Genomic DNA, 23023 nt, shown 5'->3' with positions numbered 1-23023 from the left:
TTGATTTTCAGTGTGTTCAGAAATTGAGTTCGACCTCGCCCAAGCGGCCACCCTGCGGCCCGAAACTGCGCTCCACCATCCGCCGCGTGCCGTCGGCGTTCACAATCAGCGCCGTACTCGCCCGTGTTCCGTAACTGGGACTGGCGATAAACACACTCGACAGCAAGCTCTCGGTCGCCAAGCCGACGCCCGTATCCGGCAGCTCGGCAAACGGTGCGGTCTGCGGATCGCTCAAAATCTCCAGCAACGCCTGCGGTTGCGGATCGTCGAGGATTTCTGCGAGGGCCGCCCTGGCCTTGAGCAACTTCGGCCAGGGCGTATCCAGCCCGGCGTTGGACAAGCCATACACTCCGGCCCTCAAGCGCGTCGGCTCGGTTTCGTTGGCGTTGTAATGCCACAGCTCCTCCGGTGTGCCCACCAGCAGGTTGAACCCGGCGTATTCAATCGAACGTCCGTTAACGTCCGCCAGATAATCGCCAACTGGAAGCGAACCGCTGAGAAAACGCGCCACCAGCTCGCCACGGGATTTACGCGACGGTGGCTGGTGCGGGTCGCGGATATTGGTCAGCGCGGCAAAGCGCCCATCGGCGTTGACCCCCAGCCAGGTGCCGCCCGCTTCCTGGTCGCGACCGGCATAGACCTGGGGTAGATCCGGCCATTGCGCCAGGGGCAGGCTGGGCCGGGCATAGAACTCATCGCGGTTGGCCGCGACGATCAGCGGCTGGGCATGGCCCGGCCGCCAGGCAAAGACAATCAGGCACATCGGGCGATCCCTTATGTGTTTTTCCTCACTCTACCCACACAACCGCAGGCGTTCCATCGCAACGAAGTTGGGCCGCGCACCTTCCATCCGTTAACATGCCGGGCCGTTGGGTGTGTATGTGAACTTCTTAATTTGATCTCGCAGCTGTAACGCAGGCTTAATCGCGCATCGGCATGGTCCGATGCGTCATGACTAAATGTTTAACGAGGAGTCGCAATGCTGCCTTACCCGCAGATCGATCCGGTGGCCCTGGCCATCGGTCCGCTGAAAATCCACTGGTACGGGTTGATGTACCTGATCGGCATCGGCGGTGCCTGGCTGCTGGCTTCCCGGCGCCTGAACCGTTTCGACCCGACCTGGACCAAGGAGAAGCTCTCCGACATGGTGTTCTGGATGTCGATGGGGGTGATTGTCGGCGGGCGCCTGGGGTATGTGCTGTTTTACGATTTGTCGGCGTATATCGCCAACCCGACGCTGATCTTCGAGGTGTGGAAGGGCGGCATGGCGTTCCATGGCGGCTTTGTCGGCGTGATGATCGCCGCCTGGTGGTTCGGCCGGCGCAACGGCAAGTCGTTCTTCCAGTTGATGGACTTCGTCGCACCGTTGGTGCCCATCGGCCTGGGCGCCGGGCGCATCGGTAACTTCATCAACGCCGAGCTGTGGGGCAAGCCCACCGACGTGCCGTGGGCCATGGTGTTCCCGCCGTTCAGCGACCCGGCGCAACTGCCGCGCCATCCGTCGCAGCTGTACCAGTTCGCCCTGGAAGGTGTGGCACTGTTCCTCATCCTCTACCTCTTTTCGCGCAAACCACGCCCAACCATGGCGGTTTCCGGGATGTTCGCGCTGTTCTACGGGATCTTCCGCTTTATCGTCGAGTTCGTGCGGGTGCCGGATGCGCAGTTGGGCTACCTGGCGTGGGGCTGGCTGACCATGGGCCAGGTCCTCAGTATTCCGATGATCCTGGCGGGCCTGGGCCTGTTGTGGTGGGCGTACAACCGTCCGCAACCGCTGAAGAACGCCGCGCTTTAAATTCGAATGCCAGGACCAGGAGGTCCTGGCTTCAACGATACGGGTAATCACATGAAGCAATACCTCGAACTCCTGCACGACGTCGTGACCAATGGCCTGACCAAGGGCGATCGTACCGGCACCGGCACCAAGGCCGTGTTCGCCCGCCAGTATCGGCATAACCTGGCCGACGGCTTCCCGCTGCTGACCACCAAGAAGCTGCACTTCAAAAGCATCGCCAACGAGCTGATCTGGATGTTGAGCGGCAATACCAACATCAAGTGGCTCAACGAAAACGGCGTGCGCATCTGGGACGAATGGGCCACCGAAGACGGCGACCTGGGCCCGGTGTACGGCGAGCAGTGGACCGCCTGGCCCACCAAGGACGGCGGCACGATCAACCAGATCGACTACATGGTTCACACGCTCAAGACCAACCCCAACAGCCGCCGCATCCTGTTCCACGGCTGGAACGTCGAATACCTGCCGGACGAAACCAGGAGCCCCCAGGAAAACGCGCGTAACGGCAAGCAAGCGCTGCCCCCGTGCCACCTGCTGTACCAGGCGTTCGTGCACGACGGCCATCTGTCGATGCAGCTGTACATCCGCAGCTCCGATGTCTTCCTCGGCCTGCCCTATAACACCGCCGCGCTGGCGTTGCTCACTCATATGCTGGCGCAGCAGTGCGACCTGATCCCCCACGAGATCATCGTCACCACCGGCGATACCCACGCCTACAGCAACCACATGGAACAGATCCGCACCCAGCTGGCGCGCACGCCGAAAAAGCTGCCGGAACTGGTGATCAAGCGTAAACCGGCATCAATCTACGACTACACGTTCGAAGACTTCGAAATCGTTGGCTATGACGCCGACCCGAGCATCAAGGCTGAAGTCGCGATCTGACAGGCGATCCTGGCCAAAATGTGGGAGGGGGCTTGCCCCCGATAGCGGTGTGTCAGTACCCAATATTCTGACTGACATACCGCTATCGGGGGCAAGCCCCCTCCCACATTTTGATCTGTGTTCACTTGAGGCTAATGGCCGTGGCTTCTGCCCACGTGCGAGGGCTCGGCCTCGCTGGCCGCAATCCCGCCGCTGACTTCCAACTGCTGCAGGATTCCACACGGCTCCCCACCCCCGCAGCGCTGGCGCAGGTCCAGCAATTGCTCCTGCAACGCCAGCAGCCCATCGATCCGCGCCTTTACATGGTGGATATGCTCATCAATCAACGCATTCACGCTTTCGCACTGGTCCTGGGGGCTGTCGCGCAGGCTGAGCAGGCTGCGGATTTCTTCCAGTGTCATGTCGAGGCTGCGGCAGTTGCGGATAAAGATCAGCCGCTCGGTATGCGCCTGGGTGTACACGCGGTAGTTGCCGTCCGTGCGCGCGGGGGGCGGCAGCAGGCCTTCCTTCTCGTAATAACGGATGGTTTCCACCGGGCAGTCGGTGAGTTTGGCCAGTTCGCCGATCTTCATCGCAGCAATCTCCAAATGGGTGCTTGACCCTATAGTGGCTACAGGGTCTTTACTTGGCAACAGGCACCTTTCCGGACGCGACACCATGAGCGATTCCCTCCACACCCCGCACAAGCACGACCACGATCACGATCACGGCGAGCACACGCTCAAGCCGGTGCATGACCACGGCGGCGCCTGCTGTTCCGGCGCTCCGGCACCTGCGCGGGTGAAACTGAGCGACGCTCCCACCGCCGGCTCGCGCCTGAGCACCTTTCGCATCGAAGCGATGGACTGCCCTACAGAACAGACGCTGATCCAGAACAAACTGGGCAAGCTTGCCGGCGTGCAGCAGTTGGAATTCAACCTGATCAACCGCATCCTCGGCGTCACCCACGATTTGCCGAGCACTGCGCCGATCATCGAGGCGATCAAATCCATCGGCATGCAGGCCGACCCGATTGAAGAAGGCACGCCTGCCGCCGCGCCGCCCGCCAAGAAGCACTGGTGGCCGCTGGCTGTGTCGGGCGTGGGCGCGTTGGGCGCCGAGGTCCTGCATTTCAGCGGCATTGCACCGACCTGGGTGATCGCCCTGGTGGCGCTGGTGTCGATCCTCAGCGGTGGCCTCACCACCTACAAAAAGGGCTGGATTGCCCTGAAAAACCTCAACCTGAACATCAATGCACTGATGAGCATCGCGGTGACCGGCGCGGTGCTGATTGGCCAGTGGCCGGAAGCGGCAATGGTGATGTTCCTGTTTACGGTGGCCGAGTTGATCGAAGCCAAGTCCCTGGACCGTGCGCGCAATGCCATCAGCGGCTTGATGCAGATGACCCCGGAACAGGCCACGGTGCGGCAGGCTGATGGTTCCTGGGTGGAACAGGAGGTCAAAAGCATCGATCTTGGCGCCATTGTGCGGGTCAAGCCCGGCGAGCGCATTGGCCTGGACGGCGAGGTGACTGCTGGTCAATCCACCATCGACCAGGCACCGATCACCGGTGAAAGCCTTCCGATTGAAAAGACCGTGGGCGATAAAGTCTTCGCCGGTACCATCAACCAGGCCGGCTCCCTGGAATACAAAGTGACCGCAGCGGCCAACAACTCCACCCTGGCGCGGATCATCCACGCGGTGGAGCAGGCCCAGGGCGCTCGGGCACCGACCCAGCGTTTTGTCGACAGCTTCTCGAAAATCTACACCCCGGCGGTGTTCCTTTTTGCCTTGGGTGTGGCGGTCATTCCGCCGCTGTTCATGGCGGGCGTCTGGTTCGACTGGATCTACCGCGCCCTGGTGTTGCTGGTGGTCGCGTGCCCGTGCGCCCTGGTGATTTCCACCCCGGTGACCATCGTCAGCGGCCTTGCGGCGGCGGCGCGCAAAGGCATCCTGATCAAGGGCGGCGTGTACCTGGAGGGCGGTTACAAGCTCGACTACCTGGCCCTGGACAAGACCGGCACCATCACCCACGGCAAGCCGGTGCAAACCGACTATGTGCCGCTGTTCGACACCGTGCAGGACAGCGCGCCGGCCCTGGCCGCGAGTCTGGCGGGGCGTTCCGACCACCCGGTGTCCCTGGCCATCGCCAACGCGGCGGTGGATAAAAACCTGCCGTCCCACGTTGTGGATAACTTCGAGGCATTGCCCGGGCGTGGTGTGCGCGGTGACATCAACGGCGAAACCTACCATCTGGGCAACCACCGTCTGGTGGAAGACCTCGGGCTGTGCTCGCCGGCGCTGGAGGAGAAACTCTTCGCCCTGGAAAAACAGGGCAAGTCCGTGGTGTTGCTGCTCGACAAGTCCGGCCCGCTGGCCTTGTTCGCGGTGGCCGACACCGTCAAGGACAGCAGCCGCGAAGCCATCCGGCAACTGCACGACCTGGGCGTCAAGACCTTGATGCTGACCGGCGATAACACCCACACCGCCCAGGCGATTGCGGCTCAGGTCGGTATTGATCAGGCCCGAGGCGACTTGTTGCCCACCGACAAGCTGCAAGCGATTGAAACGCTCTACGGCCAGGGCTACCGCGTCGGCATGGTCGGCGACGGCATCAACGACGCGCCGGCCCTGGCCCGTGCCGAAATCGGCTTCGCCATGGCTGCGGCGGGCACCGACACCGCCATCGAGACCGCCGACGTGGCATTGATGGACGATGACCTGCGCAAGATTCCCGCATTCATCCGGCTCTCCAGGCAAACGTCGAGTATCCTCAAGCAGAACATCGCCCTGGCGCTGGTGATCAAGGCGATTTTCCTGGCGGTCACGTTCCTCGGCATGGCGACCATGTGGATGGCGGTGTTCGCCGACATGGGCGTCAGCCTGCTGGTGGTGTTCAATGGCCTGCGCCTGTTGCGCAAATAGACGATGAGAGGGCGGTGTGCTGAGTGCTGAGCTGAAGGCGTTTTACAAGGTCGCCCGCCTGGGCAGCATCACCCAGGCGGCGAAAAAACTCGGCCTGAGCCAGCCCACGGTCACCACCCAGATTCGCAACCTGGAAAGCCAATACGGCGTTGAACTGTTCTACCGTGGCGGTCGCCGTCTGACGGTAAGCGATGAAGGCGCGCGGCTGTTGCCGATGGTCAAGGCGCTGTTGCAGCAGGAAGCGGATATCGAGTTTTTCCTGCGCAACAACGGTCAGGTCCAGGGCGCCTTGCGCATTGCTGCGACGGCGCCGTACTACATCCTCGATCTGGTCAAAGCCTTTCGCGAACGCCTGCCGCAAGTGGAAGTGTCGGTGGAGATCGGCAACTCCCAGCAGGTGCTCGAAGCGCTGGACGACTACCGCGTCGATGTCGCCGCCTCGTCGCAACTGCTGGAGGACGCGCGCCTGGTGCGTCGTGTGCTGGGCACTGATCCTCTGGTATTGGCGGTGCATCGCAACCATCCGTTGGCCAGGCTTGATCATGTGCCGTTGACTGCGCTGGCCGGGCATACGCTGCTGATGCGTGAAGCGGGGTCCACCACCCGCAGGCTGACGGAAGACATGCTTCAGGGCGCTGGCGTCAGCTACGGGCCGCTGCTGGAAATCGGCAGTCGTGAGTCGATCCGCGAGGCCGTGCTGCGCAATATCGGCATCAGCATCATTGCGCGGCAGGAAGTGCCCCATGATCCGCAGCTGAAGGTGCTGACCCTCGAGAATGCGCCGCAGATTCCGGAGTATCTGTACTGCCTCAAGGAGCGCAAAGGTGCGCGGCTGCCGGCGGCTTTCCTTGGCCTGGCTCAGGAAATGTCGCCAATTTAGCCTTTGTGGCTGGCTTGAGGGCCAATCAGGGGCAAGCCCCCTCCCACATTTTGACCACATTCTCATGTTGGAACTCGGTCCACTGTGGGAGGGGGCTTGCCCCCGATAGCGGTAGACCAGGCGACTCACCTCCAAGAGCCCAACCCAAATCCACCAATACCCCTATCACGCCCTTTTGCCCTTCTGCCACATCAGCGAAGTATTCCCCCCCTAGCATGGCCTTCATCCGATCGATGAGGCGCCACCATGAACACAGCCCTGACCCACCCCGGCGCACCGATGAAGGTGCGCGGTCTCCAGAAACGCTTCGGCGCCTTTACCGCGCTCGATAACGTGTCCCTGGATGTCGCCGCCGGCGAACTGGTGTGCCTGCTGGGCCCGTCCGGCTGCGGCAAGACCACCATGCTGCGCTGCATCGCCGGCCTTGAGCGCCAGGACAGCGGCGAAATTTACCTGGGTGACCGCGATGTTTCCCGGCTGCCGCCCCAGGCGCGGGACTACGGCATCCTGTTCCAGTCCTACGCGCTGTTTCCCAACCTGACCGTAGAAGCGAACATCGGCTACGGCCTTACCGGCAGCGGTCGCGATGAGGTGCGCAAGCGTGTCGGGCAGATGCTTGAACTGGTCGGCCTGCTCGGCAGCGAAAAGAAATACCCCGGCCAATTGTCCGGCGGGCAACAGCAGCGGGTAGCCCTGGCGCGTGCCCTGGCGCCGGCACCTTCGTTATTGCTGCTGGATGAACCGATGTCGGCCCTCGACGCCCAGGTTCGCGAGCATCTGTGCACCGAACTGCGCCAACTGCAACGACGCCTGGGCATCACAACGCTGATGGTTACCCACAATCAGGACGAAGCCATGCTGATGGCCGACCGTATCGCCGTGATGAACAACGGCAAGGTCGAGCAATACGCGACGCCCCAGGACATCTACGACCGCCCGGCCACGCCGTTCGTGGCGGAATTTGTCGGCCAGGGCAATTGGTTGCCGTTCAGCCGCAACAGCGCCAGCCACGCCCAGGTCGGAGGGCTGAACATGCGCCTGGCCGACGACGCCGGCATGGCCACCTCCGGTCGCCTGTTCTGCCGGCCGGAAGCCATCAGCGTGAATCCGCCGGTGCATGAAGAAAACCTGTTTGCGGCCAAGGTGCGCGAGATCACGTTTCTGGGCAACCGCTGCCGCATGAGCTTCGAACTGGCGCAGCTGCCGGGCCACGCGTTGCTGGCCGAACTTGCGCCACACGACATGCCGCGCCTGGGCAGCCAGGATATCTGGGTGGCGTTGCCGCCGCGCAGCCTGCAGGTGTTTGCCTGAGATGGCTGCGATCATGAGCGTGCCGCTGCCGCGTCAGGCGGCCCGCGCCGAGTGGGGTGACCGCTTCTTCGTGGTCGGCGGCAAATGGCTGTGGCTGGGCCTGTTGGTGGTGGCGGTGCTGCTGCCGCTGCTGGCGATCTTCTGGCGTGGCTTCAGCAGCGAAGCCGGGCAGGGCGGCGGCCTGATCGCCGCACGGGAATTGCTGACCAGCGCCAATTTCCACTGGTTGCTGGGCAATAGCCTGAAAGTCTCCCTGAGCGTAGCCGCCATCGTCGTACCGTTGGCCTATCTGTTTGCCTACGCGCTGCAACGCACCTTGATTCCCGGCAAAGTGATCTGGCGCGGCGTGTCGCTGCTGCCCTTGATGGCGCCCTCGATGTTGCCGGGCATCGCGCTGGTGTATCTGTTCGGCAACCAGGGACTGTTGCGTGGGTTGCTCTCGGACAATATCTACGGCTTCTGGGGCATTGTGCTGGGCGAAGTGATTTACACCTTCCCACACGCCCTGATGATTCTGCTGTCCGCGTTGTCGCTGGCGGACGCGCGCTTGTTCGACGCGGCCTCCAGCATGGGCGCCAGCCCCGCCCGGGCCTTTCGCAGCATCACCTGGCCGGCCACGCGCCAGGCGGTGTTCGCGGCGTTCTGCCTGGTGTTTACGTTGACGATCACCGACTTTGGCGTGCCGGTGGTGGTGGGTGGGGATTACCAGGTGCTGGCCCTGGAAGCCTACAAGGCGGTGGTTGGTCAGCAACAATTCGGGCGTGGCGCGTTGATCGGCATGGTGCTGCTGTTGCCGGCGCTGTTCAGCTTTGGTGTGGATGCGTGGTTGCGCCGTCGTCACGGTGATGCCATGAGCGGCCGTGCCCAGGTCTTTCAACCGCTGCCGTCGCGTCCAAGGGATGGCTGCTACCTGGCCATCGTGCTGCTGATCTGCGCGGCCCTGCTGCTGGTGTTCGGCATGGCGGTGTATTCCTCGCTGGTCAAATTCTGGCCCTATAACCTGTCGCTGTCGCTCAACCACTATCAGTTCGAAGACACCGCCGGCGGCGGTTGGCTGGCCTATCGCAACAGCCTGACCATGGCACTGTGCACGGCGCTGATCGGCAGTGTGCTGATCTTCACCGGTGCCTATTTGTTGGAAAAAACCAAGGACCAAAAGGGCCTGAATCTGGCCCTGTGCCTGCTCAGCTTTGTGCCGATGGCCGTGCCGGGCCTGGTGCTGGGCCTGGGCTATGTGTTCTTTTTCAACCTCGGCGGCAACCCGCTGCATGTGTTCTACGGCGGCATGGCGCTGCTGGTGGTGTGCACCATTGCTCACTATCTGACCACTGCACAAATGACCGCCACCACCGCACTGCGCCAACTGGACGCCGAATTCGAAGCCGCCGCGTTGTCCCTCAAGGCGCCGCTCTACCGCCATTACCTGAAAGTGACGGTGCCGATCTGCCTGCCCGCGCTGCTGGACATTCTGCGTTACCTGTTCGTGTCGGCAATGACCACCGTCTCCGCTGCGATCTTTCTCTACAGCCCCGACACCATCCTCGCCGCCGTCGCCGTGTTGAACATGGACGACGCCGGCAATGTGGGCGGTGCGGCGGCCATGTCGACCCTGATTCTGTTCACCTCAGGCAGCGTTTCGTTGCTGCTGGCGTGGGCTTCACGTGGCGCCTTGCGCCGCTCCCAAGCCTGGCGCCAGACCGCGCCCGGGCAATGATCCTTCAAAGGAGGTATTCCATGTTCAAGCCCCTGGCGCTGGTCGCTGCCGTACTCACTGCATTCAGCCTGAATGCCTTCGCCAAGACTGAGCTGACCGTGTACACGGCCCTCGAAGCCGAACAGTTGAAGACCTACAAAAAGGCCTTCGAACAGGCCAACCCCGACATCGAGATCAAGTGGGTGCGTGACTCCACCGGCATCATCACCGCCAAGCTGCTGGCCGAGAAAGACCGCCCGCAGGCTGACGTGGTCTGGGGCCTGGCCGCCTCCAGCCTGGCGATACTTGACCAGCAAGGCATGCTCGATACCTATGCCCCGAAAGACTTGGACAAGATCGGCAAAAACTACCGCGACGCCGCCAACCCGCCGGCCTGGGTCGGCATGGACGTGTGGGCCGCCACCATCTGCTTCAACACCGTCGAAGCCGAAAAGCAGGGCCTCACCAAACCGGTGAGCTGGCAGGACCTGACCAAGCCTGAGTACAAGGGCAAGATCGTGATGCCCAACCCGGCCTCCTCCGGCACCGGCTTCCTGGACGTGAGCGCCTGGTTGCAGACCTTCGGCGAGAAGCAGGGCTGGCAGTACATGGATGACCTGCACCAGAACATCGGCCAGTACGTGCACTCCGGCTCCAAGCCGTGCAAGTTGGCGGCATCCGGTGAGTTCCCGATCGGGATTTCGTTTGAATACCCGGCCGTGCAGTTGAAGCGCCAGGGCGCACCGCTGGACATCATCCTGCCCAAAGAGGGCCTGGGCTGGGACATCGAAGCGACGGCGGTGATCAAGGGCACGACCCATGCCGAGGCTGCGAAAAAACTGGCGGACTTCTCTGCAAGCCCGGCGGCGATGGAGCTGTACAAGGACAATTTCGCCGTGCTCGCCCAACCGGGGATCGCCAAACCGCAGACCGAATTGCCTGCCGATTACGAGCAGCGGTTGATCAAGAACGACTTTGTGTGGGCGTCGAAGCATCGCGACAGCATTCTGGCTGAGTGGCGCAAGCGTTATGACGGGAAGTCGGAGAAGGTGGCGGGTCAGTAGGATTTTCGTTAGGGCTGATGGCCTCATCGGGGGCAAGCCCCCTCCCACATTTGAACCGTGTTCGCAGATCAAGTGTGGGAGGGGGCTTGCCCCCGATGGCGGTCTTGAAAACAGGACATCACTACATGACACACCACAGCGACTTATTAATTGTCGGCGCCGGCATCCTCGGCCTCTCCCATGCCTACGCCGCCGCCAAGCGCGGCCTCAAGGTCAAGGTCTTCGAACGCAGCGCCACGCCCCTGGGCGCGTCGGTGCGTAACTTCGGCCAGGCGCTGGTCACCGGCCAACCGCCGGGGCCGATGCTCGACCTGGCAAGGGAAAGCCGCGCTATCTGGGGGCATTGGGCGCAGGTGGCCGGCCTTGCGCTCAAGCGCAATGGCTCCTACCTGTTTGCCCGTACCGAAGCCGAAGCGCATCTGCTCGAAGCCTTTTGCCGCGGGCGTGCCCGCGAGCACGGCTACAACGTCGAGCTGCTGCAAGGCGCGGCCTTGAATGACCTGTACGCCGGCCAGTTCCGTCATCACCGCGCCGCGCTGCATGGCAGGGACGACCAGCAACTCTATTCACGCGAAGCGATTCCGGCGCTGATCAACTACCTGGCGCAAGCGCTGAACGTGGAGTTTCACTTTTCCACCCTGGTGCATGATGTCGAGCCGGGCCAGTTGCACAGCACGGCTGGGCGTTTTCGCGGCGAGCAGATCATTGTGTGTTCCGGTCACGACTACCAGACCCTGCTGGCCGATTCGATGGCCGCACTCAACCCGCAAGTCTGCCGCCTGCAAATGCTGCGGGCACGGCCGGCGCATGACCTGAACCTGCAACATGCCTTGCTGACCGGCCTCAGTTGCGTGCATTACGGTGCGTTTGCCGACTTGCCCGAGGCCGCCGCAGTACAGGCGCAGATCCTGCGCGAAACGCCGCACTTGCAGGCGCACGGGATTCACCTGCTGATCAGCCCCACGCCCCATGGCGAGTTGATCATCGGCGATTCCCATGATTACGGCAGCGATGCATCGCCCTTCAACGCCGAACAGGTCGATGACTGGCTGATCGAACTGGCCGAGCAGACCCTGGGCTGCAAGATCCAGGTGGTGGAGCGTTGGCAGGGTGTGTATGGCTCGCGTGGCCCCGCGCCGTTTTCATTTGTCCAGGCGGCTGCGGGCATCAGCGCCGCGTTGATGCATACCGGTGTGGGCATGAGCGTGGGCCCGGCGATGGCCGAGCGAAATATCACCACAGTGTGGGGGCCTGAGTGATGACTCGGGAGCGCTTGCTTGCCGAGCTGTTCGGCCTGTACGAACGCCATGGCACGGCGGATTACATCGGCGAGCCGGTGTCGCAGATCGAGCACATGTCCCAGGCCGCGCAGCTCGCGATGGCCGAAGGCTTTGACGATGAAGTGGTGCTGGCGGCGTTCTTCCACGATATCGGCCACCTCTGTGGTCAGGGTGGCGAGGGCATGGGTGGGTATGGCGTGCTCAGCCATGAGCGGCTTGGCGCAGATTACCTGCGCCGTGCAGGCTTCAGCGAACGCATGGCGAAATTGGTGGAATATCACGTACAAGCCAAGCGTTACCTGACCTTCAAGCAGCCGGACTATTACGCACAGTTGAGCGAGGCCAGCCGCCGCACGCTGGCGTATCAGGGCGGTGTGATGACCGCGCAGCAAGCACAGGCGTTCGAGCAGGACCCGCTCTGTCACATCAGCCTGCGCATGCGCCATTGGGACGAACAGGCCAAGCAGATGCACGTCTCGTTGTTGGACCTTGAAGTGCTCAAGGCCAAGGCCCTGCGACTATTGGCCGATCAGGACGCGTCCAGCCGCTGAGCCAGCGCCTGGATTTGCTCCTGACGCTCGGCCTGGTTCAACTTGGGGTGTGGGTTGAGCGACGACCATTGCGGATAGGCGCGGGCCCTGTTCAGCGCGTCCGGCAGCTTGCCTTCGCGCCAGGTCTTGTCCTGGGGCGTGTCGACTTTGATGCTGTGCATGGCCGCATGGCCGCGCAGGTTCAAGGCCTTGACCAACTGGCGCTGGCGCAGGGCGAGCAGGCGTAGCACGCTGTCGTCGACGGTCAGCTCGCGCTGGCCCTTGATCTTGCCGAGCAGGCGACTGCCGTAGCTGCGTGCGGTTTGCAGGGCGCCGCCGGCAATCGCGCCGGCCAGCGCGGCAGCGCCGAGGGTCAAACCGCCGACCAGCAGGTCCACGCCAGCGCCTGCCGCCGCGCCTGCCGCAATCCCGCCACCGACGCGCACGCCGAGTTGCTTGAGGGTTTGCGGATTGAACAGGTCGTCGCCCCAGCGCCCGTCCAGCAGCGGCAAGTCACTGGCGGCGGCGTCCTGGGGGCGAAAACCAAATAGCTTGAGTAACGCTTCCACACATTTCTGTTCGCGCTGGCGCACGGCGTTGCGTAAATCACTGATGGCTTGGGGTTCATCTTCAGTCACCACACTGCGACGACAGGCAGCGCAGTCGATCAACAGTTCGGCGATCAAGCGCGCGGCGCTTTGCTGGCGGGCCTGGCGCTGGGCCTCCTGGTCGACAATCAGCCGCTCCAACTGTGGCCGTGCAGTTTCCAGCAGCAGGGCCAGGCTTTCATACAATCGGCGCTCGCCATCTTCCGGCGGCGCCACACTGTCGAAACGCACCAGCGCATGCAGGCCGAGGCGGGCCAGGGCTTCGCGCCAGTCCGGTTCGCGGTGGTCGGCGCTGCTGACGAAATTGAGCACCGGCAGCAAGGGTTTGCCGCAACTGGCCAGCACTTGCAGCTCGTCACGGTACTTGGCCAGCACCGGCTCGCGGGCATCGATCACATACAGGCCGGCGTCCGAGGCCAGCAGTTGGCGCAGTACCTTGGCTTCCTGTTCGAAGCGTTGGCGCGCCTCGCTGCCCTCCAGGAACCGCGCCAGGCGTGCCGGACCATCGAGGCGTTCGCCGGGGCGGTCCAGGCGTTCCAGGTAGTCGAGCAGGGCGATGGCATCTTCCAGGCCGGGCGTGTCGTACAACTCCAGCAAGGCTTGGCCGTCCACCGACAAGCGTGCGCCCTCCACATGCCGCGTGGTGCTGGGGCGATGGGAGACTTCGCCAAAGCCGACATCGCGGGTCAGGGTGCGCAGCAGCGAGGTCTTGCCCACATTGGTATGGCCGACCACGGCGAGCTTCAGCGGTTTAGTCATGACCGGTCTCCAGCCAGTTCAGCGGCGCGCAATCGGCGAAGGGCAGCTCAAGCTGTTGCAGCGCGCTGTGCCAGTCGCCCAGGCGCTCGGCGTCCAGTGCCTGGCCGGGCGGCGCTTGCAGCAGCCACACGCGGGTGGCGGTGGCGCTGCGTGCCAGTTCGGCGATCAGCGCCAGGCTGCCACGGTCGGGCGAGCGGCGCGGGTCGCAGACGATGGTCAGGCGCGCCGGCGGAAAACGGCTGAGTTGTTCCAGCAATTTGTTGCGTGATTCGCGGCTGTCGAGGATGCCGGCGTTCTTAACGTTGGTGGCCAGTTTGGGCGGCCAAGGGTGTTGGTCGTCGAGTTCTATGGCGACCAGCAAGGCGCCGTCGCTCTCCAGCTCGCTCACGCCGCCGCTGACCTGGTGCAGGTGTTCGGGCGCCACATCGTTGACCCCAAGGCGCTCGCTGCTGGGCATCAGGTGTTCGCGCAGTTGGGCGTAGCCGGGCAGGTTGAGGTCCAGGCGCAACGCTGCGCGCCCGCGCTTCCATTGCCACAGGCACAGCAAGGCGAGGATCAACCGCGGCAGCAGCCCGTAGACCAGCAACACGCCGACCAGCCACGCCGCCCAGGCTTGGCGGGCGCTTTCGATATTCAGCGCGGAGTCGCCGCTGGCGCGGATCATCTCCACGGTGGGCACATTGAAACCGAGCAGAGCCGGGAGTGTGCCGAGGGCCTGGGTCACGGCGACAAAGGTATCGGCACCGAGAATGGTGGTTTCCCACACAAAGCCATAGCGGCGGGTGGCGAGCAGGGTCAGCAGTATCACCAGGGCGCTGAGCAAGGCCAGCAACCACAAGCTGTTGACCAGCACACCCACCGCCCAGCGATTGAGTTTTTGCCGCTGCAACAACAGCAGCAAAGCCGGGGCCAACTGCGCGGCTTTAGCGTCACGCGCCAGTTTCTCGCTGAGCCACAACCACAGCCGGCCAAGGCTGGCGCTGTGTTCGCCGGCAAACAGCAGGCCCAGGGCCCAACTGATCAGCAAGATCAGGTCCAGACCGAGCAGGCTGCCCAAGGCCCAGAATACATTCACCGGGGCCAGGCCATTGCCCAGCGCGGCGAACGCCAAACCGGCGCCGCTGATGACGGCGGCCGCCGCCAGTAACACCAGGGCCAGGCGTGCGCCTTGCAGCCAGCGGCTGAGCGCGGCGGCCAAACCATCGCGCTCGGCCAGGTGCAGCGCACGCTGCTGGATGCGTGTGGGCAGGTCACCCCCGGCGGTGCGGGCCAACCGGTTGGCTTCCAGGTCTTCCAGGGGGCCGGCGTGTTCTTCGCGCAGGCGCACGGTTTCTGTCAGCCAAAGTCTGTGCAGCGGGTTCAGTGCAGTCACGCGCCGTCCTGTCGTGTTGATGAGGTTGGAGCATAACTGCTGGCTCGCCGCTCTGGTATTCTCGTCGGCATGAAAAAAACTCTCCCTTTAAGCCTGATCGCAGCCCTCGGTGAAAACCGCGTGATCGGCGTCGACAACAGCATGCCCTGGCATTTGCCGGGGGATTTCAAGTATTTCAAGGCCACCACCCTGGGCAAGCCGATCATCATGGGGCGCAAGACCTGGGATTCCCTGGGCCGACCGTTGCCGGGGCGGCTGAACATTGTGGTCAGTCGTCAGACCGACCTGGTGCTCGAAGGTGCGCAAGTGTTTGCGTCACTGGAGGCGGCGATAGCGCGCGCGGAGGAATGGGCCAGGGCCCAGGGCGCGGACGAGCTGATGCTGATCGGCGGCGCGCAGTTGTATGCCCAGGGGCTGGAGCAGGCGGATCGCCTGTACCTGACCCGGGTGGCGTTGAGCCCTGAAGGGGATGCGTGGTTTCCGGCGTTTGATGCGAACCAGTGGAAGCTGGTGTCGAATGTGGAGAACCCAGCCGAAGGGGATAAACCGGCTTACAACTTTGAAGTCTGGGAGAAAGCTTAAAAGCATCGGGGGCAAGCCCCCTCCCACACTTGAATGTATTCACACATCAAAATGTGGGAGGGGGCTTGCCCCCGATAGCGCTCTATCAGACCTGCGCTAACTCAGCATGCTCATCGGCATCGAGCAACGCCTTGTCCGTCTGCCCCATGATCTGACTGGTAATCGCCCCCGCCGTCATCGAGCCATTCACGTTCAGCGCCGTACGGCCCATGTCGATCAGCGGCTCCACGGAAATCAGCAACGCCACCAGTGACACCGGCAAGCCCATGGCCGGCAGCACGATCAATGCCGCGAAGGTCGCACCACCGCCCACGCCCGCCACACCGGCCGAGCTCAGGGTCACAATCGCTACCAGCGTCGCGATCCACAGCGGGTCCAGTGGGTTGATGCCGACGGTCGGCGCGACCATCACCGCCAACATCGCCGGATAGAGGCCTGCACAGCCATTCTGGCCGATGGTCGCGCCAAACGAAGCGGCGAAACCGGCAATGGACTGCGGGATTCCCAGGCGGCGGGTCTGCGCTTCAATACTCAAGGGGATCGAGGCGGCGCTGGAGCGGCTGGTGAAGGCAAAGGTCAATACCGGCCACACCTTGCGGAAGAAGCGCAGCGGATTGACCCCGGCCAGCGACAGCAACAGGCCATGCACCACAAACATCAGGCCCAGGGCCAGGTACGACACCACGACAAAACTGCCGAGCTTGATGATGTCCTGCAGGTTGGAGCTGGCGACCACCTTGGTCATCAGCGCCAGGACACCGTACGGGGTCAGCTTCATGACCAGGCGCACCAGGCGCATCACCCAGGCTTGCAGGGTGTCGATGGCGTTGAGCACCTTCTGGCCTTTTTCCACGTCGTCCTTGAGCAGTTGCAGCGCGGCAACCCCCAGGAACGCGGCGAAAATCACCACGCTGATGATCGACGTCGGCTTGGCCCGGGCCAGGTCGGCGAACGGGTTGGCCGGCACGAACGACAGCAGCAATTGCGGGATATTCAGGTCGGCGACCTTGCCCGCGTAATCGTTCTGGATCACTTGCAGGCGCGCCATTTCCTGAGTGCCAGCGACCAGCCCTTCGGCGGTCAGGCCGAACAGGTTGGTCAGGCCGATACCGATCAGCGCTGCGATCGCGGTGGTGAACAGCAGGGTGCCGATGGTCAGGAAGCTGATCTTGCCCAGAGACGAGGCGTTATGCAGGCGCGCCACGGCACTGAGGATCGAGGCGAACACCAGCGGGATCACGATCATTTGCAGCAGTTGCACATAGCCGTTGCCGACCAGGTCGAACCAGCCGATGGAGGCCTTGAGTACTGGGTGACCGGCCCCGTAGATGGCGTGCAGCACCACACCGAACACCACGCCAAGCACCAGGGCGAACAGGACCTTCTTGGCCAGGCTCCAGTTCGTGCGGCCGGTTTGTGCCAGGCCCAGCAACAGGGCCACGAACACCAGTAAGTTGAGAATCAGGGGAAGATTCATTGAAGCTCCGTTGAGAAGGCAGCCAATCGCGTGAGCCTGCGATTGCGAACCGGGAAGCCTAACAGCTTGAAATATATTGATTTAATACCGATATGGAATGGTGACTGTCGTTTTTGGAATAAGCGCTTGACGCTCTGACGTACGACCGTGGCGGGATCAGGATGCACACGGTCGGGCTCGACACGGGAACTGTCACAGGGATTTGTTAGCGTCGATGTTTTTCACTCAGGAAGAAACGCTTATGAAGCTCGCGCCGAAATTGCTTGCCGCCGCGCTTTGCCTCGGACTCACCAGCCAGGTATTCGCCGCCACCGAGTTGAAACACTGGCCGGCGCCTGCCGCCAAACAGTTGAACGAGATGATCGCCGCCAACGCCAACAAGGGTAACTTCGCGGTGTTCGACATGGACAACACCAGCTACCGCTACGACCTTGAAGAGTCCTTGCTGCCGTACATGGAAAACAAGGGCCTGATCACCCGCGACAGCCTCGATCCGTCGCTCAAGCTGATGCCGTTCAAAGACACCGCCGAGCATAAGGAAAGCCTGTTCAGTTACTACTATCGCCTCTGCGAAGTGGACGACATGGTGTGCTACCCGTGGGTGGCCCAGGTGTTTTCCGGGTTTACGCTCAAGGAACTCAAGGTCCAGGTCGACGAGTTGATGGCCTCCGGCAAACCCGTTCCCGTCAGTTATTTTGAAGGCGATACGGTGAAAAAGTCCGAGGTGCAGCCACCGAAAGTCTTCACCGGCCAGGCCGAGCTGTACAACAAGCTGATGGAGAACGGCATCGAGGTGTACGTGATGACCGCCGCCTCCGAGGAACTGGTGCGCATGGTCGCCGCCGATCCGAAGTACGGCTACAACGTCAAACCCGAGAATGTGATCGGCGTGACCACCCTGCTCAAGGACCGCAACACAGGCGAACTGACCACCGCGCGCAAACAGATTGCCGCCGGCAAGTATGACGAGAAGGCCAACCTCGGCCTGGAGCTGACGCCTTACCTGTGGACCCCGGCGACCTGGATGGCCGGCAAGCACGCGGCCATCCTGACCTATATCGACGAATGGAAAAAACCGGTGATCGTCGGCGGCGACACGCCAACCAGCGATGGCTACATGCTGTTTCATGACGTGGATGTGGCCAAGGGCGGCATTCACTTGTGGATCAACCGCAAGGACAAATACATGACCCAGCTTAATGGCATGATCGCCAAGCATGCGGCGGCGCAGGCCAAGGAAGGGTTGCCGGTAACGGCGGACAAGAACTGGGTGATCGTCAAGCCGGAAGATATCCAGTAACAGGCTGAACGCAGTAAAAAATGTGGGTCTTGGGGGTTATCTCCAGGCAAAAAAATGCCCCGCCAGGTGCGGGGCATTTTCATGGGGGGACGGTTACAGACCGTCAAGCATCGCCTTGTTACGCACAGCACCTTTATCGGCACTGGTCGCCAGCAGTGCATACGCCTTCAACGCGGTGGTCACCTTGCGTGGACGTTTCTCCACCGGTTTCCAGCCCTTCTTGTCCTGCTCGACCCGACGCGCCGCCAGTTCTTCATCGCTGACCAACAGGTTGATCGAGCGGTTCGGGATGTCGATCAGCACCTTGTCGCCATCCTGCACCAGCCCAATCGCGCCACCGGCAGCGGCTTCTGGCGACGCGTGGCCGATGGACAGGCCCGAAGTACCGCCGGAGAAACGGCCGTCGGTCAGCAACGCGCAGGCTTTGCCCAGGCCTTTGGATTTCAGGTAGGACGTCGGGTAGAGCATCTCCTGCATACCCGGGCCGCCTTTGGGGCCTTCGTAGCGGATGATCACGATGTCGCCTTCTTTCACTTCGTCGGCGAGGATGCCGCGTACCGAGCTGTCCTGGCTTTCGTAGATCTTGGCGCGGCCTTCGAAGACGTGGATGGATTCATCCACACCGGCGGTTTTCACCACGCAACCGTCGAGGGCGATGTTGCCGTACAGCACGGCCAGACCGCCTTCTTGCGAGTAGGCGTGCTCGACGCTGCGGATGCAGCCGTTTTCACGGTCGTCGTCCAGGGTGTCCCAACGGGTCGACTGGCTGAACGCGGTCTGGGTCGGGATACCCGCCGGGCCGGCTTTGAAGAAGTGATGCACCGCTTCGTCGTCAGTCTGGGTGATGTCCCACTTGGCGATGCCTTCGGCCAGGGATTTGCTGTGCACGGTCGGCAGGTCAGTGTGCAACAGGCCGCCACGGGCCAGGGAGCCGAGGATCGAGAAGATCCCGCCGGCGCGGTGCACGTCTTCCATGTGGTACTTCTGGATGTTCGGCGCGACCTTGCACAGCTGCGGCACGTGGCGTGACAGGCGGTCGATGTCGCGCAGGTCGAAGTCGATCTCGGCTTCCTGAGCGGCGGCCAGCAAATGCAGGATGGTGTTGGTGGAACCGCCCATGGCGATGTCCAGGGTCATGGCGTTCTCGAACGCCTTGAAGTTGGCGATATTGCGCGGCAGTACCGACTCATCATTCTCGGTGTAGTAACGCTTGCACAGCTCGACGATGGTGCGGCCGGCCTGCAGGAACAGCTGCTCGCGGTCGCTGTGGGTGGCCAGTGTGGAACCGTTGCCCGGCAAGGCCAGACCCAGGGCTTCCACCAGGCAGTTCATCGAGTTGGCGGTGAACATGCCGGAGCACGAACCGCAGGTCGGGCAAGCGCTGCGCTCGTATTCGGCGACTTTCTCGTCAGACGCGCTGGAATCGGCGGCGATGACCATGGCGTCGACCAGGTCCAGGCCATGGGAGGCAAGCTTGGTCTTGCCGGCTTCCATCGGGCCGCCGGAGACGAAGATCACCGGGATGTTCAGGCGCAGGGCGGCCATCAGCATGCCGGGGGTGATCTTGTCGCAGTTGGAGATGCACACAATGGCGTCGGCGCAGTGGGCGTTGACCATGTACTCCACGGAGTCGGCGATGATCTCGCGGCTCGGCAGGGAATACAGCATGCCGTCATGGCCCATGGCGATGCCGTCGTCCACGGCGATGGTGTTGAATTCCTTGGCCACGCCGCCGGCGCGTTCGATCTCGCGGGCGACCAGTTGGCCCAGGTCCTTGAGGTGGACGTGGCCGGGTACGAACTGGGTAAACGAGTTGGCAATCGCGATGATCGGCTTCTTGAAGTCGTCATCTTTCATCCCCGTGGCACGCCACAATGCGCGCGCGCCGGCCATGTTGCGGCCGTGGGTGGATGTTTTTGAGCGGTAATCAGGCATTGGAGCACTCCGGGCGGCTAATCGGTATCAAAGGGGAGTGAGCTTCTATTGACGTCTGGAACACTCAGAAAATGGCCGTGTGTCCGGAAGTTGCCACTCGCGTCGCGGGATCGCCGCGTGCTTGGGCCTCGAGCTCATAAACCCGCCGGGGGATGACTGGCGATGAATAGGGCCGATTCTACACCGCTGGCGGCTGGAGGGAATGGGCGTCTACCTGTAGGAGCGAGCTTGCTCGCGAAGATCGTCGACGATAACGCAGTGCTATCAGGTAGCCAGTGGCGTCTATTTGTTTTTCGCGAGCAAGCTCGCTCCTACAAGGTGGTCGGCGTTAGCTATTGGGCAACAAACGGCACGTAATGCTCTTGATATACCGCGTCTCGACGATTGCCGGGTGCACCGGGTGGTCCGGGCCCTGGCCGCCGCGTTCGAGCATCTGGATGTTGCGGTCCAGGTGGCGGGCGCTGGTGAGCAGGATGTTCTGCAGGTCGTCTTCGGGCAGGTGCATGGAGCACGAGGCGCTGACGAGGATGCCGTCCTTGCTGAGCAGGCGCATGGCTTGCTCGTTCAGACGGCGGTAGGCGCCTTCGCCGTTTTTCATGTCTTTTTTGCGTTTGATGAAGGCCGGTGGGTCGGCGACGATCACGTCGAAGCGTTCTTCGCTGGCTTTGAGTTCCTTGAGCGCTTCGAAGACGTCGCCTTCGATGCAGGTCATCTTCTCAGTCACGCCGTTGAGCGCGGCGTTGCGCTCCACGCCGTCGAGGGCGAAGGCCGACGCGTCGACGCAGAACACCTCACTGGCGCCGAAAGCGGCGGCTTGCACGCCCCAGCCGCCGATGTAGCTGTACAGGTCCAGAACGCGCTTGCCTTTGGCATATGGCGCCAGGCGGGCGCGGTTCATGCGGTGGTCGTAGAACCAGCCGGTTTTCTGACCCTGGATGACTGGCGCTTCGAACTTCACGCCGTTTTCTTCCAGCGCGACCCATTCCGGCACCAGGCCAAATACGGTTTCGACGTAGCGGTTGAGGCCTTCGGCGTCGCGCGCGGCGGAGTCGTTCTTGAACAGGATGCCGCTGGGCTTGAGCACCTGGGTCAGTGCGGCGATCACGTCTTCCTTATGGGCTTCCATGGTTGCCGAGGCGATCTGTACCACCAGAATGTCGCCGAAACGGTCGACCACCAGGCCCGGCAGCAGGTCGGAATCGCCATAGACCAGGCGGTAGAACGGCTTGTCGAACAGGCGATCGCGCAGGGACAGGGCGACGTTCAGGCGGTGCACCAGCAGCGACTTGTCCAACGGCAACTTGATGTCGCGCGACAGCAGGCGGGCGCAGATCAGGTTGTTCGGGCTCATGGCCACGATGCCCAGGGTCTTGCCGCCGGCTGCTTCCAGGATAGCCTGGTCGCCTGCCTGGAAGCCGTGGAGTGGGGTGGCGGCCACGTCGATTTCGTTGCTGTAGACCCACAGGTGGCCGTTGCGCAAACGACGATCGGCGTTGGCTTTGAGACGCAGGCTTGGCAGGGACATGACGTCGCTCCGGAAAAAAGAGCGGGAGTATACCGTGTTGTGCATTGCTTGGCGGCGCCGCCGGACATGTGGGAGGGGGCTTGCCCCCGATAGCGGTGGGTCAGTCAGCTCATCTTTCACTGATATACCGCAATCGGGGGCAAGCCCCCTCCCACATTTGATCGAGTTTCAATCGGGCATTTGGGTGTCGGCCCGGTCTGCATAAGGGGTAGAATCCCCACCTAGCCCAGAGTGTGTACTTATGTCCCAAGAGCTTTCCGCCGAACAGATCCAGCAGGTCCTGCAAGGCATCAGCGTGCCGCCCCAGCCGCAAATCATGGTGGATTTGCAGATGGAGCAGTACATGCCCGACCCGGACCTGGAAGTGATCGCCCGGCTGATCGCCCAGGACCCGGGCCTGTCCGGCGCGTTGCTGAAAATCGTCAACTCGCCGTATTACGGCCTGAGCAACAAGATCGCCTCGATTCAGCGCGCGGTAAACCTGCTGGGCAGCCGCTCGGTCATCAACCTGATCAATGCGCTGTCGATCAAGGGTGAGATGAGCGACGACACCATCGTCACGCTCAACCGCTTCTGGGACACGGCCCAGGATGTGGCAATGACCTGTCTGACCCTGGCCAAGCGCACCGGCTCCCAGGCGATTGACGAAGCCTACGCCCTGGGCCTGTTCCACGATTGCGGCGTGCCGCTGATGCTCAAGCGGTTCCCGAACTACATGACGGTGCTGGAGCAGGCCTACGCCAATGCCGGCCCGGATTGCCGTGTGGTCGACACCGAGAACAACGCGTTCAACACTAACCATGCCGTGGTGGGTTACTACACCGCCAAGTCCTGGCGCCTGCCGGAGCATGTCACCGACGCCATCGCCAATCACCACAACGCCCTGGCGATTTTCAGCGATGAGTCGTCGCGCAACCCCGTCCTCAAGAACCTGCTGGCGATCCTGAAAATGGCCGAGCACATCTGTTCGTCCTATCGCGTGCTGGGCAACCAGGCCGTTGACCATGAGTGGGATGCGATCAGCCATCTGGTGCTCGATTACGTGGGCCTGTCGGACTACGACTTCGAAAGCATGAAGTTGTCGATCCGCGAACTGGGCGCGCACTGAGCTTTTCTTCCCGAGGTA

19 protein-coding genes are annotated in these 23023 nt (G+C 62.6%); 12 read left to right on the top strand and 7 right to left on the bottom strand.

Features of this window, described 5'->3' with window-relative positions:
• Window positions 1–16: 16 nt before the first annotated feature.
• On the bottom strand, window positions 17–763 hold the full coding sequence (locus BOP93_RS25595; protein ID WP_104505040.1) for an NRDE family protein: 747 nt from the start codon (window positions 761–763) through the stop codon (window positions 17–19).
• A gap of 216 nt (window positions 764–979) precedes the next feature.
• Here BOP93_RS25595 and lgt point away from each other — a divergent pair, with 216 nt between their 5' ends.
• Window positions 980–1792: a prolipoprotein diacylglyceryl transferase gene (lgt, locus tag BOP93_RS25590; protein ID WP_065887069.1), complete on the top strand. Its 813-nt coding sequence runs from the start codon at window positions 980–982 to the stop codon at window positions 1790–1792.
• Window positions 1793–1843: 51 nt separating this feature from the next.
• A complete protein-coding gene (locus BOP93_RS25585; protein ID WP_104505039.1) occupies window positions 1844–2677 on the top strand; it encodes a thymidylate synthase in 834 nt (277 codons plus the stop codon).
• 131 nt (window positions 2678–2808) lie between these two features.
• Here BOP93_RS25585 and cadR read toward each other — a convergent pair whose 3' ends face one another.
• Window positions 2809–3249 (bottom strand): Cd(II)/Pb(II)-responsive transcriptional regulator, encoded by a 441-nt coding sequence (gene cadR, locus BOP93_RS25580; RefSeq protein ID WP_065893866.1) that lies wholly within the window; start codon window positions 3247–3249, stop codon window positions 2809–2811.
• 85 nt (window positions 3250–3334) lie between these two features.
• On the opposite strand from cadR, the gene BOP93_RS25575 reads away from it, so the two are divergent.
• The 7 genes from BOP93_RS25575 to BOP93_RS25540 all read left to right on the top strand — a co-directional run bounded on the left by BOP93_RS25575 (window position 3335) and on the right by BOP93_RS25540 (window position 12360).
• The gene (locus tag BOP93_RS25575) at window positions 3335–5581 is read left to right on the top strand and encodes a heavy metal translocating P-type ATPase (protein WP_104505038.1); all 2247 of its coding nucleotides are present in this window, start codon (window positions 3335–3337) and stop codon (window positions 5579–5581) included.
• Between the two features lie 16 nt (window positions 5582–5597).
• Complete coding sequence (locus BOP93_RS25570) at window positions 5598–6461, top strand: LysR family transcriptional regulator (protein ID WP_065887073.1); 864 nt, start codon at window positions 5598–5600, stop codon at window positions 6459–6461.
• A gap of 246 nt (window positions 6462–6707) precedes the next feature.
• Window positions 6708–7772, top strand: coding sequence for a putative 2-aminoethylphosphonate ABC transporter ATP-binding protein (locus BOP93_RS25560; protein ID WP_104505036.1), 1065 nt, complete (start codon window positions 6708–6710; stop codon window positions 7770–7772).
• Window position 7773: 1 nt separating this feature from the next.
• Complete coding sequence (locus BOP93_RS25555; protein WP_104505035.1) at window positions 7774–9486, top strand: putative 2-aminoethylphosphonate ABC transporter permease subunit; 1713 nt, start codon at window positions 7774–7776, stop codon at window positions 9484–9486.
• Between the two features lie 20 nt (window positions 9487–9506).
• Window positions 9507–10529: a putative 2-aminoethylphosphonate ABC transporter substrate-binding protein gene (locus tag BOP93_RS25550; RefSeq protein ID WP_104505034.1), complete on the top strand. Its 1023-nt coding sequence runs from the start codon at window positions 9507–9509 to the stop codon at window positions 10527–10529.
• Window positions 10530–10654: 125 nt separating this feature from the next.
• Window positions 10655–11788, top strand: coding sequence for a TIGR03364 family FAD-dependent oxidoreductase (locus tag BOP93_RS25545; protein WP_104505033.1), 1134 nt, complete (start codon window positions 10655–10657; stop codon window positions 11786–11788).
• Entirely contained in the window at window positions 11788–12360 is a 573-nt protein-coding gene (locus tag BOP93_RS25540; RefSeq protein WP_065934196.1) for a phosphonate degradation HD-domain oxygenase, read from the top strand. Before BOP93_RS25545 ends, BOP93_RS25540 begins: the two co-directional genes overlap by 1 nt.
• Here the strand turns inward: BOP93_RS25540 and BOP93_RS25535 are convergent.
• Window positions 12339–13706, bottom strand: coding sequence for a GTPase/DUF3482 domain-containing protein (locus tag BOP93_RS25535; RefSeq protein ID WP_104505032.1), 1368 nt, complete (start codon window positions 13704–13706; stop codon window positions 12339–12341). The two genes, BOP93_RS25540 and BOP93_RS25535, sit on opposite strands and share 22 nt — an antisense overlap.
• Window positions 13699–15078: a DUF2868 domain-containing protein gene (locus tag BOP93_RS25530; RefSeq protein WP_104505031.1), complete on the bottom strand. Its 1380-nt coding sequence runs from the start codon at window positions 15076–15078 to the stop codon at window positions 13699–13701. The genes BOP93_RS25535 and BOP93_RS25530 overlap by 8 nt, the downstream gene beginning before the upstream one ends.
• A 69-nt stretch (window positions 15079–15147) precedes the next feature.
• On the opposite strand from BOP93_RS25530, the gene BOP93_RS25525 reads away from it, so the two are divergent.
• Window positions 15148–15660 carry a dihydrofolate reductase gene (locus BOP93_RS25525; RefSeq protein WP_104505030.1) on the top strand — a complete coding sequence of 171 codons (513 nt, stop codon included), beginning with the start codon at window positions 15148–15150 and terminating at the stop codon, window positions 15658–15660.
• An 85-nt stretch (window positions 15661–15745) separates the two neighbouring features.
• Here BOP93_RS25525 and BOP93_RS25520 read toward each other — a convergent pair whose 3' ends face one another.
• On the bottom strand, window positions 15746–17137 hold the full coding sequence (locus BOP93_RS25520) for an L-cystine transporter (RefSeq protein WP_065891596.1): 1392 nt from the start codon (window positions 17135–17137) through the stop codon (window positions 15746–15748).
• Window positions 17138–17378: 241 nt separating this feature from the next.
• Here BOP93_RS25520 and BOP93_RS25515 point away from each other — a divergent pair, with 241 nt between their 5' ends.
• Window positions 17379–18437 carry a phosphorylcholine phosphatase gene (locus tag BOP93_RS25515; protein ID WP_104505029.1) on the top strand — a complete coding sequence of 353 codons (1059 nt, stop codon included), beginning with the start codon at window positions 17379–17381 and terminating at the stop codon, window positions 18435–18437.
• Window positions 18438–18530: 93 nt separating this feature from the next.
• On the opposite strand, the gene ilvD is transcribed toward BOP93_RS25515, so the two are convergent.
• Window positions 18531–20372, bottom strand: a complete 1842-nt coding sequence (gene ilvD, locus BOP93_RS25510; protein ID WP_065885327.1) for a dihydroxy-acid dehydratase — start codon at window positions 20370–20372, stop codon at window positions 18531–18533.
• Window positions 20373–20700: 328 nt separating this feature from the next.
• Window positions 20701–21897, bottom strand: a complete 1197-nt coding sequence (locus tag BOP93_RS25505) for a class I SAM-dependent rRNA methyltransferase (RefSeq protein ID WP_104505028.1) — start codon at window positions 21895–21897, stop codon at window positions 20701–20703.
• Window positions 21898–22192: 295 nt separating this feature from the next.
• On the opposite strand from BOP93_RS25505, the gene BOP93_RS25500 reads away from it, so the two are divergent.
• The gene (locus BOP93_RS25500; protein WP_205885831.1) at window positions 22193–23005 is read left to right on the top strand and encodes an HDOD domain-containing protein; all 813 of its coding nucleotides are present in this window, start codon (window positions 22193–22195) and stop codon (window positions 23003–23005) included.
• Window positions 23006–23023 lie beyond the last annotated feature (18 nt).

The sequence above is a fragment of the Pseudomonas orientalis genome (genome assembly GCF_002934065.1).
GTDB classification, from domain to species: Bacteria; Pseudomonadota; Gammaproteobacteria; order Pseudomonadales; family Pseudomonadaceae; genus Aquipseudomonas; species Aquipseudomonas orientalis_A.
The sequence above is the reverse complement of the archived record's forward strand: the minus strand, read 5'-3'. Positions and strand labels throughout refer to the sequence as shown.

Bases quoted from the DNA above. Each gene is read 5' to 3' on its own strand.
- BOP93_RS25555 (WP_104505035.1), top strand. From the start codon at position 7,774: ATGGCTGCGATCATGAGCGTGCCGCTGCCGCGTCAGGCGGCCCGCGCC.
- BOP93_RS25595 (WP_104505040.1), bottom strand. From the start codon at position 763: ATGTGCCTGATTGTCTTTGCCTGGCGGCCGGGCCATGCCCAGCCGCTG.
- BOP93_RS25525 (WP_104505030.1), top strand. From the start codon at position 15,148: ATGAAAAAAACTCTCCCTTTAAGCCTGATCGCAGCCCTCGGTGAAAAC.
- BOP93_RS25585 (WP_104505039.1), top strand. From the start codon at position 1,844: ATGAAGCAATACCTCGAACTCCTGCACGACGTCGTGACCAATGGCCTG.
- BOP93_RS25550 (WP_104505034.1), top strand. From the start codon at position 9,507: ATGTTCAAGCCCCTGGCGCTGGTCGCTGCCGTACTCACTGCATTCAGC.
- BOP93_RS25575 (WP_104505038.1), top strand. From the start codon at position 3,335: ATGAGCGATTCCCTCCACACCCCGCACAAGCACGACCACGATCACGAT.
- BOP93_RS25505 (WP_104505028.1), bottom strand. From the start codon at position 21,897: ATGTCCCTGCCAAGCCTGCGTCTCAAAGCCAACGCCGATCGTCGTTTG.
- cadR (WP_065893866.1), bottom strand. From the start codon at position 3,249: ATGAAGATCGGCGAACTGGCCAAACTCACCGACTGCCCGGTGGAAACC.
- BOP93_RS25545 (WP_104505033.1), top strand. From the start codon at position 10,655: ATGACACACCACAGCGACTTATTAATTGTCGGCGCCGGCATCCTCGGC.
- lgt (WP_065887069.1), top strand. From the start codon at position 980: ATGCTGCCTTACCCGCAGATCGATCCGGTGGCCCTGGCCATCGGTCCG.
- BOP93_RS25515 (WP_104505029.1), top strand. From the start codon at position 17,379: ATGAAGCTCGCGCCGAAATTGCTTGCCGCCGCGCTTTGCCTCGGACTC.
- BOP93_RS25520 (WP_065891596.1), bottom strand. From the start codon at position 17,137: ATGAATCTTCCCCTGATTCTCAACTTACTGGTGTTCGTGGCCCTGTTG.
- BOP93_RS25540 (WP_065934196.1), top strand. From the start codon at position 11,788: ATGACTCGGGAGCGCTTGCTTGCCGAGCTGTTCGGCCTGTACGAACGC.
- ilvD (WP_065885327.1), bottom strand. From the start codon at position 20,372: ATGCCTGATTACCGCTCAAAAACATCCACCCACGGCCGCAACATGGCC.
- BOP93_RS25535 (WP_104505032.1), bottom strand. From the start codon at position 13,706: ATGACTAAACCGCTGAAGCTCGCCGTGGTCGGCCATACCAATGTGGGC.
- BOP93_RS25560 (WP_104505036.1), top strand. From the start codon at position 6,708: ATGAACACAGCCCTGACCCACCCCGGCGCACCGATGAAGGTGCGCGGT.